Here is a 14,358-nt window from a genome sequence, read left to right on the forward strand (position 1 = left end):
GGCACTTGCCGCAGGAAACCGGCGGCGGCAGATTGACCTGATCATTCATCGAGCGCTTCTCAGGCCGTCAGCCATTGTTCGATCTTGTTGCGCCGGGGCACGCCGCCCGCGTGCACCACCTTGCCGTCGATCACGACGCCGGGCGTGCTCATCACGCCATAGCCCATGATGTCGCGCAATTCCTCCACCTTGCTCAGCGTGATGAGCACGCCTTTGTCTTTGGCGATCTGCTCGATGAGCGCGATGGTGCTCTTGCAGTTGGCACAACCCGTGCCGAGTACCTTGATGTCCATGAAAGCTCCTTGAGACTGAAAATTCAAACGGCCGGTTCGGCCGCCGACCCGATATGACCGTGCGCGCCGGCGCCAAGCGCGCCGCGGTCGAGGCCGAGACAGAAGCACTCATGGCTGTGCTGCTCGGCAGGGGCCGTGGGTCCAGTGTCGACATGGAGTGGCCGCTTCGGCAGCGAAGCGCGGAAATGCCACCGCGGCCGACTCGAGGGCCGGACCGCGGTCGCGAAACGCCGCGTCGGCGCCCGCCAGCTGTGCCAAGCCGATGCATGTGGTGATTCGATTCGCACCCCGAGCTTCACCTGCGCATCGATGCGACCGTTGAATTCGGCCCGGTCGTTCGCCGATCGCGCACCTTCGGCCGGTCCGAAGATGTAGACCTCCAGCGCTGGCCGGCGTGTGTCGTGTGCCTGGTGCGTGGGCACAGTGGACAGCGCAGCAGGGTCGTTGTGAAAGAGATGCAGAACAAGTTCGGGCATGAGGGGGCTTTCGCAAGACCGGTGTGCAAAGACGCAGTCACAGGACCGCGTTGAATAGGAAGCCCACGATGAGGATCCCCATGGCGACCACGCCCGCAAAGGTGACGATCAGCGGGATCTTGAGAACCTTGCGCAGGATGATCATCTCGGGCAGCGACAGCGCGATCACGCTCATCATGAAGGCGAGCACGGTGCCCAGCGCGGCGCCCTTGGCCAACAGGGCCTGGACGATGGGAATCACGCCGGCTGCGTTGGTGTACATGGGAACGCCGAGCAGTACCGCCAGCGGAACCGACCACCACGCGTCCTTGCCCATGATCGATGCCATGAAGTCCTGCGGCACCCAGCCATGAATGGCGCCGCCGATGGCGATGCCGACCAGGATGTAGGGCCAGACCTTGCCCACGATCTCGCGCACGCTCGCAAAGCCCGACTCGATGCGCTCGGGCAGCGTCAGTCCGTTCTCGCCGCCTGCGGCGGCCACCTTGGGCATGTCGCGCACCCAGTCTTCGAGGTAGCTTTCCATCCTGAGCCGGCCGATGACCCAGCCGGCAACGATCGCCACCGTCAGCCCCAGCCCCATGTAGAGCAGGGCGATCTTCCAGCCGAACATGCCGAACAGCAGCGCGAGCGCGACCTCGTTGACCATCGGTGCCGAAATGAGGAAGGAGAAGGTCACGCCCAGCGGGACTCCGGCTTGAACGAACCCGATGAACAGCGGTACCGCCGAGCAGGAGCAAAACGGCGTCACGATGCCCAGGCCGGCCGCCATCACGTTGGCCATGCCTTCGGCGCGCCCTGCCAGCAGCGCCCGGGTGCGTTCGGGCGTGAAGTAGGAGTTGACCATCCCCATGACGAACACCACGGCCGTGAGCAGCAGCAGCACCTTGGGCGTGTCGTAGAGGAAGAACTGGAGCGCGCCGCCGAGCCGGCTGCCGCGCTCCACCGGCAGCGCCGCAACGAGCGCCTCGGAAACGGAATTGAGCGACTTGTAAAGTGCCCACCAGGCGACAGCCGCCAGCAAGAGGAAGGCGCGAGGGTGCCGCCGGGGCAGCAATTGGGTACGTTGGGACAGGGTCAGTTCGGTCATGGTGGGATCCTCCTGACGAGGAGACGAGGATCCAGGCAAAAGGATGCACCGATGGCGCTGCGGGCGCTTGATGGAGATCAAACCAGGTCCGCTTGGATGGCCTCGACGCATCTGCCACCTGCGCAATGCGGCGCGGTGGAGTGATCTCAGGTGGGGACGTCCGGCCGCGGTATGTGGCAACAAACGCTGCCGTCGGGTGCAAACCTCACCTGGCATGCCCTTGGGATTCGATCGCGCAGGCGTTGCCGCGCCCGCTGCAGGCGCGACTTTGTTGACGCCAGGGTTGCGCTGTGTGACTGCGCAAACGCCAGTTGGGTCTGGCCTTCGATGTCGCAGGCACGCAGGATGGCTGCGTCACCGGCTGAGAGTTCTCCGAGTGCGCGGTCCAGGCAATCGGCAAGCGCATCCACCGCCGCGAGCGGTTCGTGGGGCACCTCCGGCAAATCGTCAGACAGCGGCTCGGTCGGGCGTGCCATGCGAAGCCGGTCCACCAGGGCGTTTCGCGCCACCTGAAACAGCCAAGCGCGCGGATTTTCGAGCGTGCAGAAGCCTGGACCTTGTCGAATGGCCTTCAGGAGGACATCCTGAAGCACGTCGTCGTCGGCGGCGTCCGCATCCGAGAGCCGGTGTCGCAGATAGCCCCGCAATTCCGCTTCATGCGCCTGCCAGGCAGACGTCACGCAGGCAAAGGATCGGCCTGCATCAAGCGTGGTCACGTGCTCGGCCACGCGCTGCCCGTCGTCGCGGATAACTCGAACGAAACCTCCACGCTCTGGAGTTCACGATGGACCGTCCAGAAGAAGCAGGGTAGGAAGACCTTTGCGGAAGGGAGAGGGATGCTCTCCCTGCCGCAGTGGCATCGTTGACGCTCAGAGCTTGGCTTCGCGGCGCTGGAGCTCTTCGATCGTCACGCCCACTTCGGCGACGCCACCGAAGACGGTGCCCTTCTTGCCCTTGGCCAGGTGCTCCTCGTTGTTCTTGTAGGCCCCGAGTTTCTGAAACTCGCCGCGCAACAGCGCGACGACCTGGGCGAGGTCCAGGGCCTCGAGTCGGTTCTTTTTCAGGAAGGCCGCCCACTGTCGTTGCTTCGCAGCATCCTGCACGAATGCATCGCTCAAGCCCGAGGGGAGGGTGCTGGGCATCGCGAGTTTCCGCCGATCAAACGTGGCCTCGACTGCGCGGCGCAGTTCGGCGGCTTCCAAGGCATCTTCGGCAAGCAGTACCCAGAGATCGAAGTAGTCCTTCATGCGGGTATTGGCCATGCCGAGCAGGCACACCGCATGAAACTTCTCGGCCACCACCGTGTATTTCGGATAGGAGCGCAGTTGTGGGGCGGGCAGGTCTTCGAGCAGCACCGGGTAGCTGACCGTCTCCGGCGCCGGCGTGACCGCGTCGCCAAAACCGATGTCCACCTGCAGCGCGATGCGCGCACCATCCAGCTTCGCACGCAGGTCGATCCGCACACCGCCGTAGCCCGCCTCCTTGCGGATCACCGAGCCTTTGACCGAGGCAGGATCGAATGCGATTCCATCCTCCACCTCGATCTGGCAGATCTCGCGGAAGGCCGCCACGGCGGTGTCGAGATCGTCTGGACCGAAGCCCAGCAGGTCCGCATCCCGCGTCGGCCGATGTGGTTGGTCGTACCACAGCGAAAACAGCAGTGCGCCCTTGAGCAGGTAATTGGCGGCATGCGGCGAGACTGACAGCCGGTACAGGAGCCGCTCCAACCCATAGTGAGTCAGCGTCAGGTTGAAGTCCTGCTTCGTGGCATCGGCGCGCTGCTTCAGGCGGGCGCGGATGGAAGCGGCCAGGTTGCGGCTCATGCGGTGACGCTTTCCAGATAGGGCCGCATAACATTGACAACGCGATCCATCGTGGCGTAGTGCCAGAGCGCATCCATGGTCAGCTTGCGCTGTGTCCAGCCATCGCGCAGCGCTTCCAGCGCCACGTCCAGGCCGATCTTGTTGCGGTACTTGAAACAGTCGGCCACCGTCTTGGCCGCGTTGAACACCGGGACTTTCACGCCGTCGATCTCGACCGGCTCGATGCCCTCGGTCAGAGCGGCGCCCGACATGCGCACCACGCGCAGGGCAGGCTGGTCCAGCCGGGGTGTGGGCGAGTGATGGGGGATTGCCATCCAGACCTCGAAGGGCGCCTGCGTGCCGATGCCATGGACGCGAAGCGCCGACAGCAGGCACACGACACCCCGCGGCACACGCAGGGCTACCTCGGCCAGAGACCGGTGCTCGCTGAGCGCGCGTCCTGGCAGGCTGTAGACGCCACGGGCGATGCGCTCAAGCTTGCCGGCTGCAACCAGCCGGCTGAGCACCACGGTCGGAAGGCCCTGCTCAGCCAGATCTCGCGCGCGCAGCAGTGGCCGACGTCCGGCGAACGCGAGGACGGCTTGTTCGAGCGTGGAGTCCGAGCCCATCCCTGAAGTATGTTGCAATAATTAGTCATTTGTCAATAAACGACTAGCTAACGCAATGCCATTGAAGGCTACCTGGAAATGCCGAAGGTGCGAGTTCGGAACAGCGCTCCCACCGCGTAAGGCGAACCCATCCCAGAAGCCGGGTAGGACACCCTGCCTGCGCCGTCTTGCAGCCAGCGCGTTTAACGCGGGCAAAATAGAGCCTCGGTGCTGGCGATCGTTGACGATTGATAGGCAGGAGTAGCTTCCCCGCAAACCGAGTCCATCTCCCGCGCCAGTAAAAGCGCTCGTTTTTCGACGGTAGAAGTGACGGTAAAGTACGATGTCCCAACCCAACAAAGCTAGCATTCATGCGGGTTTTCGGCCCTCGGAAACCATTGAGTGGGCCAGCAGGTTATAGCGTACTTGAGCGCGCCACATCGTATTTCAACTGTGTCGCTCAGACCTGCCTCGTTTTGTAAAAGCCCGCCGAACGTAACAGCGTGAATGTCAACATCGTGCACAAGTGGCAACGGCTGGCTGGAAGCCTCGAGCTCCCGCGACCGACTCCGTCCTTGAGTTCGTCAAGCGGGTGATGACGACGTGATCTCGCCAGCGATCGTGAGCTGGCGAAAGCGGCCTTGAAGACTGGCCCATCCGACCGAATGCCGGTCAGCGTCTTGTTACGCTCGGTTGTGTTGTGCCATCAGTCCTGCGCTTCGAGCAAACGATGCAATCGCTCGAGATGAGCCCGCATCTCCCGGACCGCACCGTCGGCGTCGCGCGCGCATGAGCTTTAGCACATTGCGCCGCACGCCGATTACATCGCTGCGCGGCACCGGGCTCGCTTTGGCCAGCAGCGTACGGGTCAATTCCGAGAGTGACTCCACCAGCATCACCATGACTTGGTTGTGCGTTGCCTGTGCAAGGATGCGGTAGAACTCGGTGATGTAGGTGTTGCGTCGCGTGAAGTCGCCGCGAACGGTCAGCTGCTCGGCACGGTCGATGTCCCGCTCGATCGCCATGAAATCCTCTTCGGTCGCGCGTTCGCAGGCCATGCGGATCGCCTGTTCGGTAAGGATGATGCGCACCTCGGTCACGCTGTGCGAGGGAATCTGTCCCAGCATGACCATGTCGCCGACGGCCTGGGTCACGGCCATGGAGTCGCGCTCGCGAATGAAGGCGCCGCCGCCCATGCCTTGCTGGCACTGCACGATGCCGGCGTTCTCCAGGCTGCGCATCGCCTCGCGGATGGCGGTGCGGCTGACGCCGAGCTGCTCGGCGAATTCGCGCTCAGGCGGCAGGCGGTCGCCCGGTTTCAATGTGCCCAGTGCCACCTCGCGGCGGATCTGCTCGCACACCGCCTCGAAGGCGCGCTTGGCCTTGATCGGCGCGAAGTTCGGGCTTGGCCGCAATGTCGCCACTGGTTCCGCCCCCACACGCCGAACCGCGAGCGCAAGAGGATGATCGACCTCATCATCGAAGATGCCACCTTGATCAGGCTGCCTGCAGAGGGAATCACCAAGGTTCACGTGCGCTTCAAGGGCGGCAAAACGCAGACGATCACGACGGTGAATCGCAGATCGTCGGCACAGCAAGTTAAGACACAGCCGAAGGTCGTCGAACTCGTCGACATGCTGCTCGAGCAGCACACTCACGCCGAGATTGCCGAACTGCTCGAGCCAAAACTACAGCTTCGCGGCCGACATCAATTCGGCAACGGACACACCAAGCGTCGCGCAGATACGCACCAGGGTCATCACGCCTACGTTCTGCATACCGCGCTCAATACTGCTCATGTACGAGCGCTCGATCTGACTCTGGAGGGCGAGATCTTCTTGAGAAAACCCGCGCACCAGCCGGATGCCTCTGATGGCGACGCCCAACGATACGAGCGCCGGATCGGACGCGTACTTTGGGGACGGGTTGGGCATGGACGAATGGTCCATGTGCGAGTACGATAAAACCACGTACGATAAGACCCATGAAGTCTCAGCCTCACTGGTCGACGCTTCATCTTCCTTGCGACGAGTGTGATGAAAGAACTGCGCGGCGCCTCCCCTTTTCCGACTGCTCGCCCTTTCCGGCTGCCGGCGTCTGTCGTGCGCACGCGTATACCTGCCTCAGCACCCACTCGCAGCGACTCTGCCTTCCGTATTGGCCACCAGATCCGGGCGCTGCGCGTTGCATCCGGCGCCTCAGGAGGGGATCTCGCCGTCATTTCCGGCGTCTCCCGCTCCATGCTCTCGCGCATCGAGCGCGGCTTGGTCTCCCCCTCCGTCGAAACGCTCGACCGCATCGCCCGCGGCCTGGGGGTGCCAGTCTCCCGTTTCTTCGGTGATCAGACCAGTCGCACGGACTTGTCCTATGTCCCCGCGGGCAAGGGAATACTGGTCGAGCGCGTCGGCGCCGTAGCCGGCTACCGCTACGAACTCCTGGGCCATCAGCTCTCGGGCAACCTGTTCGTTGAGCCTTACTTGGTCACCCTACTGCCGCAAGCGGAGCCTTACGTGACCTTCCAGCACCCCGGTGTGAAGTTCCTGCACCTTCTCACTGGCCACGTCACCTATCGCTACGGCACCAAGGTGGTGAAGCTGGCCCCGGGCGATTCACTGCAGTTCGACGCCACCGCCCTGCATGGAATTGATTCAATCGAGGAAAGTCCGGTGAGCTACCTGTCGGTCGTATTCACGATGCGGGAGTAGGGCGGGCCAAGGCCCTGAACGTCGACCACAAGGTGCCAAAACGCGCTCCCATCATGCTGGTTTCGGTTTTTTTCCACCACAGATTGTGGTGATCACCAGCAACAATGCGCCAAGCAGCACAGCAGAGCAACTTGCCTACGAGGTCGCCGTCGCGGCTCTTCGCGGCAGCGTCTGACCGCTGCGGCCATCCGCAGACCTTCACAGATGCATGTCTTGCGTCGCGCGGGCGCCTGTGTCTGGACGGTCATCGGCACGAACGAAGGCGTCAGCCGGGTGGCGTACGCGTGCGCGCGGCCCATCGCGAGCACCTGCGCATGCAGCAGCGCGTCCAGGAGTGGCTGCTCATCGAGTGGCCCGAAGGCCACAAGGAGCCGATGAAGTACTGGCTGTCCACGCTGGCTGAGGATCTGCCGCTTGAGCGCATGGTGCTGGAGGCCAAGATGCGCTGGCGCATTGAGCGCGACTACCAGGACCTCAAGCAGGAACTGGGGCTGGGCCACTACGAAGGCCGGGGCTGGCGGGGGTTCCATCACCACGCCAGCCTGAGCATCGCCGCTTACGGCTTCTTGATGGCGCGGCAACTGCGGCATCCCGAGGGAGCCGGTAAAAAAAAACTCCGCACGAAGCAAAGAATCTGCCCTGCCCACGCATTACAAGCCTCGCGGCAGCCCAGCGCACGCAGCGCCACGTGCCATCGTCCATCACGACTTTGCGGCTGCTTATCGCCGCAGCCTTGCTCAAGACGCTGCCCCGATGTCCGTGCTGCCTGCGCGAAAACACAAGGCTACGCTTGTGACACAGTAAGAATAGGGCTTCTGCTGCGCCACTCCGCGCACTGGCCCGACCTTTCTGTAGTCATCGAGGTTGCGATACGCTCGGTGCTTCGTCAGGACTACCGTACCGCGGATATCCGATGCAGCAGCACCCGACTGGTTGGAACGGAACGCATGGGCGACCTCATCGCCGACGCTGTAGGAAGTGGGTCGAGGCCCGCCGCCACCGAGCACTGAAGCCATGATTACTTTGCACCATTGCGTGAGCGCACGTTCGTTTCGTCCCTTGTGGATGCTCGAGGAGATCGGGGTTGCGTACGAGCTGAAGATGATGCCGTTCCCGCCCCGCGCGCTGGCCCGGCCGTACCTGGAGATCAATCCCCTGGGAACCGTGCCGGCCATGTTCGACGGGACGGTTCGCATGACCGAGTCGTCTGCCATCTGCCAGTATTTGGCGGCACGCTTTTCTCCGGGAAAGCTCGATGTGGGCATCGATGAGCCGGCCTTTGGCGCCTACCTGAATTACCTGCATTTCGGTGAAGCGACCTTGACGTTCCCGCAGACACTGGTGCTGCGTTATCTGCACTTCGAAACGGGCGAACGGCGCCAGCCCCAGGTGGCCCACGATTACGGCAAGTGGTTCCTCGCGAGGTTGCGGACACTGGAACCGCTCTTGTCGGAGCAGGCGTTCCTTTGTGCGGATCGTTTCACCGCCGCCGATGTTTCGGTCGGCTACGCGCTGCTGCTGGCCCGGCATCTCGGCCTCGACCAGCAATTCACGCCGTCGGTTCGCGCCTATTGGGAACGCCTGCAGGCGAGGCCTGCTTACCGGCGCGCGATGGTGGCCCAGAACGGTGCCGCCATCTCGCAGGGGGTGCCCACGATTGCGTCGCCCGACATCAGGCCCGAATAGCTCGGTTGCACGTCGGTGTCCGGACGGGCGCGAACAATGTCAGGGTGCTGATTCCGGCCGGCCCGGCGAACGATAGATCCAGGAATCCCGAACGATGCTTCTTCGACGAGGCGCCCGCAAGCTGACCAAGCACGCGAGCCTGCGTGTCGCAGGCCTCGTCGGCGATGAGCGTGCCGGGCTTGCTCAAAAGACCATGCGTACGCCGACGTCGTACCCCAGCGCGCTGCGCGGCTGCATGCCGCCGGTGGTTGCATAGGTCGGCTGCGGAAAGATCGCCGGGTTGCTCAACACCAGCGGCGTCACGCCCATCACGGACGGGTTGTTGCGGCCATTGCCGATGTGGATGCGCGCCACCGAGGCATACAGCGCCGTGCGCTTCGACAGGTTATGCACATAGCCCAGCGCGAGCTTGTTCACCGACGAATTGCCGTCCGGCAGTCCGAGGCCGTTCAGGAAGCGCACGCGGGCGTAGGAGGCGCGCAGCATGCCGGCGCCCAGCGGCACGTTGATGCCGGCCATGAGGCCGTCGTAGCGGTCGCTCAGGCGCATGGCCCCGGCGGGAAGGCCGCTGTTGCTGCTGCGCACGTCGCGCACGCGCGACCATTCACCGAACAGCTTCACCGGCCCGAAATCGTACGAAGCGCCGAGGTTCAGGCTCTTGATTTTCTCGCCTTGGGAGGCGGTGCTGGCCAGGGTGCTCTCCCCGTAGCCCAGGGCCACGTCGGCCGGGCCGCTGGCCCAGCCGATGCGACCGCCCACGTAGCGGCCGCGCTGCGAGGGGCTGTCCGGCAGGTTGTCGATCTTCACGTTCTCGTGCAGCGCGTACTGCACCTGGCCGTAGAAGCCGCCCAGGTTCGGCGGCAGGAAATAGCTGAGGGCGTTGCTGGTGCGCAGGTAGCTGTCGGTGCCCGCCGAGAGGCCTCCGTTGAGCAGACCGCCGGTCGCCAGCGCGCGCGAAGCCGCGATGTTGCTGTTGACGACGGCAATCAGGTTCGTGCCCACGCCGTTGACGCTGAACGGGTCGAACACCGCGTCGTTCCAGAACGAGGCGGTGTAGTCGCGGCCCAGGCGCAGTTCGCCGAAAGGCCCGCTCAGGCTGAGCGTGGAACGGCGTCCGAAGTTCGCGATGCCGCCGCCTGTGTCGTTGTTCAGCGGCGCCTCGAGCCAGAAGCTTGCGGCCAGCCCGCCGCCGAGGTCTTCGGTGCCGCGAAAGCCCAGGCGGCTCGAGGCATTGCCCGACGGGGACAGCACGGTCTGGCTCTGCCGCAGCTCGGCCGGGCGCAGCGGGTTCCACGAACTGCTCGTGGTGCGGTAGTGGCTGACGCCTGCATCGACCACGCCGAACAGCGTGAGCGACGACTGGGCGAGGCAATGGCCGGCGACCAGGGCGGCCGCGGCGGCGGCGAGGGTCTTCTTCTTCATGGTCTTGTCTCCTGCTTGTTGTGTTTGTCTTCGTCCAGCAGATGGTCGCGCCAGGCGTCTCTCAGCAGGTTCTTCTGCACCTTGCCGGTCGCGCCGAGCGGGATGCTGTCGACGAACACCACGTCGTCCGGCGTCCACCACTTGGCGATCTTGCCGTCGTAGAAGCGCAGCAGTTCGTCGCGCGCGAGCGCCTGCCCGGGCTTGCGCACCACCACCAGCAGCGGCCGCTCGTCCCACTTCGGATGGCGCGCCGCGATGCAGGCGGCCATCGCCACGGCGGGGTGGGCCATCGCGATGTTCTCCAAGTCGATCGAGCCGATCCACTCGCCGCCGGACTTGATCACGTCCTTGCTGCGGTCGGTGATCTGCATGAAGCCGTCGGCGTCGATGGTGGACACGTCGCCGGTGGGAAACCAGCCGTTCACCAGCGGACCGTCGCCTTCGCCCTTGAAGTAGCGCGAGAGGATCCACGGGCCGCGCACCATCAGTTCGCCCGCGCTGCGGCCGTCGTGGGGCAGGGCGGTGCCGTCGGCGTCGACGATCTTCATCTCGACGCCGTACACCGCGCGGCCCTGCTTCGACTGGATGGCCAGGCGCTGTTCGGCGTCGAGCGCATGGTGCGCGGGCTTGAGCGCGCCGGCGGTGCCCAGCGGGCTCATCTCGGTCATGCCCCAGGCATGCAGCACCTGCACGCCGTGGCGCTCCTGGAAGGCGCGCATCATCGCGGGCGGGCAGGCCGAGCCGCCGACGATGGTGCGGCGCATGGTCGAGAACTTCAGGCCGTGGCTTTCCACGTGCGTCAGCAGGCCCTGCCACACGGTGGGCACGCCGGCGGAGACGGTCACGCCCTCGGCTTCGAACAGGTCGTGCAGCGACTTGCCGTCGAGCGACGGGCCGGGGAACACCAGCTTGGCGCCCACCATGCATGCGATGTACGGCAGGCCCCAGGCGTTCACATGGAACATCGGCACCACGGGCAGGATGGTGTCGGCGCTGGCGCAGTTGAGCGCGTCGGGCAGGGCCGCCGCGTAGCTGTGCAGCACCGTGGAGCGGTGGCTGTACAGCACGCCCTTGGGGTTGCCGGTGGTGCCCGAGGTGTAGCACAGCGACGAGGCGGTGCGTTCGTCGAAATCCGGCCACTCGAAGCGGGGCGATTGCGCGTCGAGCAGGTCCTCGTAGCACAGCAGGTTCGGGATCGCCGAAGACGCGGGCATGTGCGCCCGGTCGGACATCGCGACGAAGGCCTTCACGGTGGCCACGTGCGGGGCGATGGCCTCGACCAGCGGCAGGAAGCTCAGGTCGAAGCACAGCACGCGGTCTTCCGCGTGATCGACGATCCAGCGCACCTGGTCCGGGTGCAGGCGCGGGTTCAGCGTGTGCAGCACGGCACCGGAGCCCGAGACCGCGTAGTACAGCTCCATGTGGCGGTGGCCGTTCCAGGCCAGCGTGGCCACGCGGTCGCCGTGCGCGACGCCCAGTGCCGCCAGCGCATTGGCCAGCTGGCGCGCGCGCTGGCCCAGCGCGCGGTAGGTGGTGCGGTGCAGGTCGCCTTCGACGCGGCGCGAGACGATCTCCTGTTCGCCGTGCTGGGTTTCCGCGTGCGTCAGCAGGGAGGAGATCAGCAGCGGCCGATCCATCATCAATCCGTTCATGGGAGGGGGCTCTTCGTTCGCTTGTTCGTTGTTCTTCGTTCAGGGCACGAGCACGGTGGCGCCGGTGGTCTTGCGGCCTTCGAGCGCGCGGTGCGCCTCGACCGCGTCGGCGAGCGCAAAGCTCTGCTGCGGTTCGCTCACGATGCGCCCGGCCAGCACGTGGCCGAACAGCTCCTCGGCCATGGCCAGCATGTGCGAACGCGGCTGGATGTAATGCACCATCGCCGGGCGCGTGAGCCAGAGCGAGCCCTTGGCCGCCAGCAGCTTGGTGTCGATCACCACCGAGCCCGAAGAAGTGCCGTTGCTCACCAGCGAGCCGCGCGGCTGCAGGCAGTCGAGCGACGCTTCCAATGTGTCCTTGCCCACCGAGTCGTAGACCACCGGCACGCCCTTGCCCTCGGTGATCTCGCGCACGCGCTGGGCGATGTTCTCGCGCGAGGTCACGATCGTGTGCGCGCAGCCGTTGGCCTTGGCGATGGCCGCCTTCTCGTCGGTGCTGACCGTGCCGATCATCGTCACGCCCAGGGCACGGGCCCACTGGCAGGCGATCAGGCCCACGCCGCCGGCGGCCGCGTGATAAAGAATGGTCTCGCCGCCCTGGAGCGGATAGACCTGGCGGAACAGGTACTGCGCCGTCATGCCCTTCATCATGAGCGTGGCGGCGGTGCGGTCGGAGATGCCCTCGGGCAGCGGAATCAGCACATCGGCCGGCATCACGCGCACCTGCGAGTAGGCACCTTGCGGCCCGATGAGATAGCCCACGCGGTCGCCCACGCGGATGTCGGTCACGTCCGGGCCCACGGCCTCCACCACGCCCACGGCGTCGGAGCCGAGGCCGTTGGGCAGGGCGAGCGGATAGCGCCCGGTGCGAAAGTAGATGTCGATGAAGTTGACGGCAATGAGGCTGTGGCGCACGCGCGCCTGGCCGGGACCGGGTTCGCCGACCTCGACGTGTTCGAGCTTCAGGACGTCGGCGCCGCCGGTCTCGTGGAAGCGGATGGCTTTGACCATGATGTGTTTCTTTCTCGGTGCAAGGGGCGGCGAGATGGGCTCAGCCCGCCGCGAGTTCGTCGAGGAATGCCTGCGCGCCCGGCCACTCGCCGTAGCCCGAAGCGGGGTTGAGGTGGCCGACCGCGCCAAGGTCGACCAGCCGGCTGCCCCAGCCCTGCGCCATCTGCGCCACGCGCTCGAAGGACGCCAGCGGGTCGTCGCGGCTGGCCACCACGATGCTCGGGAACGGCAGCGGCCCGGTCGGCACCGGCAGCCAGCCGCCTGCGCGCAAGGCCTCGACGCTCGGGTAGCCCTCGGGCATCGGCCGTTCGAAATCGGGCGGCGTGGCCAGCAGCGCGCCGCGCACCGGCCGGCGCGTGCGCTGCGCCCAGTGCGCCAGCATCACCACGCCGCCGCTGTGCGCCACGACGATCAGCGGGCCGTCGACCGCCTGCGCCTCGCGCTCGATGGCTTCGACGCGCGCGGTGCAGTCGAGGTCTTCGCGGCCCATCGGCGGCACCGCGCGCACGCGTGGCAGGCGCGCCGCAAGCAGGGTTTGCCAGTGGCTGGCGACGGCGTCGCGCAGGCCGGGAACGATCAGGACGGTGGGAGCGGTCATGTGCAGGGGAATGGAGGGTGGGGATCAGTTCAGCTGGATGCCGAAGCTCTTCACGATCTCGGCGTTGCGGCCGTGCTCTTCGCGCAGTTCGGTCGCGGCCTGCTCCAGCGAGCGCGGACCGACCGGCTCGAAGCCGGCGCTCACGAGGCGCCCGCGGAAGGCCGGGGTGGCGGCGACTTTCTCGAGCACCGCATGGATCTTTTCGATCAGCGTGGCGGGCATCTGCGACGAGGCGATCACGCCGGTCCAGTTGCTGAAGTTCAGGTCGGGGTAGCCGATCTCCGCCATCGTCGGCACGTTCGGAAAGTCCGGCAGGCGCGTCTTGTAGGCCACGCCCAGCAGGCGCACCCGTCCGCCGGCGACCAGGTTCTTCGAGGTGACCGTGCCGTCGAACATGAGCGGAATCTGCCCGCCCATGACCTGCGCCAGCGCGGGCGCCGAGCCGGCGAAGGGCACGTGCTGCATGTCGAGCTGCGCCTTCTGGTTCAGGATCGCGCCTGCGTAGTGCGAGGCGGTGCCCGCGCTGTACGAGGCGTACGACACCTGCCCCGGATGCGCCTTCACGTAGGCGATGGCCTCCTTGGCGTCCTTGGCCGGAAACTGCGGCGCCGCGATGAACAGCAGCGCCGAGCGCGCCATGATGCCGACCGGCTTCACGTCCTTCAGCGGGTCGAAACCGGTCTTCATCACGTGGGGAATCTCGGACAGCACGTTGCTGGCCGTCACCATCAGCGTCTGCCCGTCGGCGGGCTGCGAGAGCATGTACTTGACGGCGATCGCACCGCCCGCGCCGGGCTTGTTCTCGACCACGACGGGCTGCTTGATCTCCTGCGCCAACTGGTCGCCGATGATGCGCGCGATCACGTCGATGGTGCCGCCCGGCGGCGCGGGCACGATCAGGTGAACCGGCTTGTCGATGAAGGCGAAGCCGGCTGGCGCGTACAGCGCGGCGGCAACGGCCATCGTCAGAGAAGCGAGGCGCGGAAGAAGTGTCATGGGAGTGCCTGGAGTGAGG

15 protein-coding genes and 1 pseudogene are annotated in these 14,358 nt (G+C 65.6%); 3 read left to right on the plus strand and 13 right to left on the minus strand.

The window, feature by feature from the left end; translation table 11 throughout:
- Positions 1-59: 59 nt before the first annotated feature.
- From VAPA_RS09920 to VAPA_RS09950, 8 genes are all read right to left on the minus strand, one after another.
- On the minus strand, positions 60-293 hold the full coding sequence (locus tag VAPA_RS09920) for a thioredoxin family protein (RefSeq protein WP_021006627.1): 234 nt from the start codon (positions 291-293) through the stop codon (positions 60-62).
- A 23-nt stretch (positions 294-316) separates the two neighbouring features.
- Positions 317-769 carry a hypothetical protein gene (locus VAPA_RS34415; RefSeq protein WP_155248060.1) on the minus strand — a complete coding sequence of 151 codons (453 nt, stop codon included), beginning with the start codon at positions 767-769 and terminating at the stop codon, positions 317-319.
- 37 nt (positions 770-806) lie between these two features.
- Positions 807-1,859, minus strand: a complete 1,053-nt coding sequence (locus tag VAPA_RS09925; RefSeq protein ID WP_021006628.1) for a permease — start codon at positions 1,857-1,859, stop codon at positions 807-809.
- Positions 1,860-2,005: 146 nt separating this feature from the next.
- Complete coding sequence (locus VAPA_RS09930) at positions 2,006-2,575, minus strand: sigma factor (protein WP_051255378.1); 570 nt, start codon at positions 2,573-2,575, stop codon at positions 2,006-2,008.
- 153 nt (positions 2,576-2,728) lie between these two features.
- Complete coding sequence (locus VAPA_RS09935) at positions 2,729-3,682, minus strand: nucleotidyl transferase AbiEii/AbiGii toxin family protein (RefSeq protein ID WP_021006630.1); 954 nt, start codon at positions 3,680-3,682, stop codon at positions 2,729-2,731.
- Positions 3,679-4,290, minus strand: coding sequence for a type IV toxin-antitoxin system AbiEi family antitoxin domain-containing protein (locus tag VAPA_RS09940; protein ID WP_021006631.1), 612 nt, complete (start codon positions 4,288-4,290; stop codon positions 3,679-3,681). The genes VAPA_RS09935 and VAPA_RS09940 overlap by 4 nt, the downstream gene beginning before the upstream one ends.
- A 662-nt stretch (positions 4,291-4,952) precedes the next feature.
- Positions 4,953-5,927, minus strand: a complete 975-nt coding sequence (locus VAPA_RS09945; protein ID WP_155248061.1) for a FadR/GntR family transcriptional regulator — start codon at positions 5,925-5,927, stop codon at positions 4,953-4,955.
- Positions 5,928-5,957: 30 nt separating this feature from the next.
- On the minus strand, positions 5,958-6,203 hold the full coding sequence (locus tag VAPA_RS09950) for a helix-turn-helix domain-containing protein (RefSeq protein ID WP_041946067.1): 246 nt from the start codon (positions 6,201-6,203) through the stop codon (positions 5,958-5,960).
- A gap of 234 nt (positions 6,204-6,437) precedes the next feature.
- On the opposite strand from VAPA_RS09950, the gene VAPA_RS09955 reads away from it, so the two are divergent.
- From VAPA_RS09955 to VAPA_RS09965, 3 genes and pseudogenes are all read left to right on the plus strand, one after another.
- Positions 6,438-6,974 (plus strand): helix-turn-helix domain-containing protein, encoded by a 537-nt coding sequence (locus VAPA_RS09955; protein ID WP_230559015.1) that lies wholly within the window; start codon positions 6,438-6,440, stop codon positions 6,972-6,974.
- Between the two features lie 278 nt (positions 6,975-7,252).
- Positions 7,253-7,664 (plus strand): annotated as a pseudogene (locus VAPA_RS35100) (IS701 family transposase); the annotation flags it as partial.
- A gap of 324 nt (positions 7,665-7,988) precedes the next feature.
- Positions 7,989-8,660 carry a glutathione S-transferase family protein gene (locus tag VAPA_RS09965; protein WP_021006636.1) on the plus strand — a complete coding sequence of 224 codons (672 nt, stop codon included), beginning with the start codon at positions 7,989-7,991 and terminating at the stop codon, positions 8,658-8,660.
- A gap of 183 nt (positions 8,661-8,843) precedes the next feature.
- On the opposite strand, the gene VAPA_RS09970 is transcribed toward VAPA_RS09965, so the two are convergent.
- The 5 genes from VAPA_RS09970 to VAPA_RS09990 are packed head-to-tail and all read right to left on the minus strand — an operon-like array spanning position 8,844 to position 14,339.
- Complete coding sequence (locus tag VAPA_RS09970; RefSeq protein ID WP_021006637.1) at positions 8,844-10,082, minus strand: porin; 1,239 nt, start codon at positions 10,080-10,082, stop codon at positions 8,844-8,846.
- Positions 10,079-11,734 carry a 3-(methylthio)propionyl-CoA ligase gene (locus tag VAPA_RS09975; protein WP_021006638.1) on the minus strand — a complete coding sequence of 552 codons (1,656 nt, stop codon included), beginning with the start codon at positions 11,732-11,734 and terminating at the stop codon, positions 10,079-10,081. The genes VAPA_RS09970 and VAPA_RS09975 overlap by 4 nt, the downstream gene beginning before the upstream one ends.
- A 39-nt stretch (positions 11,735-11,773) precedes the next feature.
- Positions 11,774-12,745: a quinone oxidoreductase family protein gene (locus VAPA_RS09980; RefSeq protein ID WP_021006639.1), complete on the minus strand. Its 972-nt coding sequence runs from the start codon at positions 12,743-12,745 to the stop codon at positions 11,774-11,776.
- A gap of 40 nt (positions 12,746-12,785) precedes the next feature.
- Positions 12,786-13,349, minus strand: a complete 564-nt coding sequence (locus VAPA_RS09985) for an RBBP9/YdeN family alpha/beta hydrolase (protein ID WP_230559016.1) — start codon at positions 13,347-13,349, stop codon at positions 12,786-12,788.
- A gap of 18 nt (positions 13,350-13,367) precedes the next feature.
- Positions 13,368-14,339, minus strand: a complete 972-nt coding sequence (locus VAPA_RS09990; RefSeq protein ID WP_021006641.1) for a Bug family tripartite tricarboxylate transporter substrate binding protein — start codon at positions 14,337-14,339, stop codon at positions 13,368-13,370.
- Positions 14,340-14,358: the final 19 nt, after the last annotated feature.

Origin of the sequence: Variovorax paradoxus B4, from assembly GCF_000463015.1 — a bacterium.
In the GTDB taxonomy this organism is placed as follows: Bacteria; Pseudomonadota; Gammaproteobacteria; order Burkholderiales; family Burkholderiaceae_C; genus Variovorax; species Variovorax paradoxus_E.

Coding starts and splice junctions, on each gene's coding strand:
- VAPA_RS09980 (WP_021006639.1), bottom strand. CDS start 12,745: ATGGTCAAAGCCATCCGCTTCCACGAGACCGGCGGCGCCGACGTCCTG.
- VAPA_RS09990 (WP_021006641.1), bottom strand. CDS start 14,339: ATGACACTTCTTCCGCGCCTCGCTTCTCTGACGATGGCCGTTGCCGCC.
- VAPA_RS09925 (WP_021006628.1), bottom strand. CDS start 1,859: ATGACCGAACTGACCCTGTCCCAACGTACCCAATTGCTGCCCCGGCGG.
- VAPA_RS34415 (WP_155248060.1), bottom strand. CDS start 769: ATGCCCGAACTTGTTCTGCATCTCTTTCACAACGACCCTGCTGCGCTG.
- VAPA_RS09920 (WP_021006627.1), bottom strand. CDS start 293: ATGGACATCAAGGTACTCGGCACGGGTTGTGCCAACTGCAAGAGCACC.
- VAPA_RS09940 (WP_021006631.1), bottom strand. CDS start 4,290: ATGGGCTCGGACTCCACGCTCGAACAAGCCGTCCTCGCGTTCGCCGGA.
- VAPA_RS09970 (WP_021006637.1), bottom strand. CDS start 10,082: ATGAAGAAGAAGACCCTCGCCGCCGCCGCGGCCGCCCTGGTCGCCGGC.
- VAPA_RS09965 (WP_021006636.1), top strand. CDS start 7,989: ATGATTACTTTGCACCATTGCGTGAGCGCACGTTCGTTTCGTCCCTTG.
- VAPA_RS09935 (WP_021006630.1), bottom strand. CDS start 3,682: ATGAGCCGCAACCTGGCCGCTTCCATCCGCGCCCGCCTGAAGCAGCGC.
- VAPA_RS09975 (WP_021006638.1), bottom strand. CDS start 11,734: ATGAACGGATTGATGATGGATCGGCCGCTGCTGATCTCCTCCCTGCTG.
- VAPA_RS09950 (WP_041946067.1), bottom strand. CDS start 6,203: ATGCCCAACCCGTCCCCAAAGTACGCGTCCGATCCGGCGCTCGTATCG.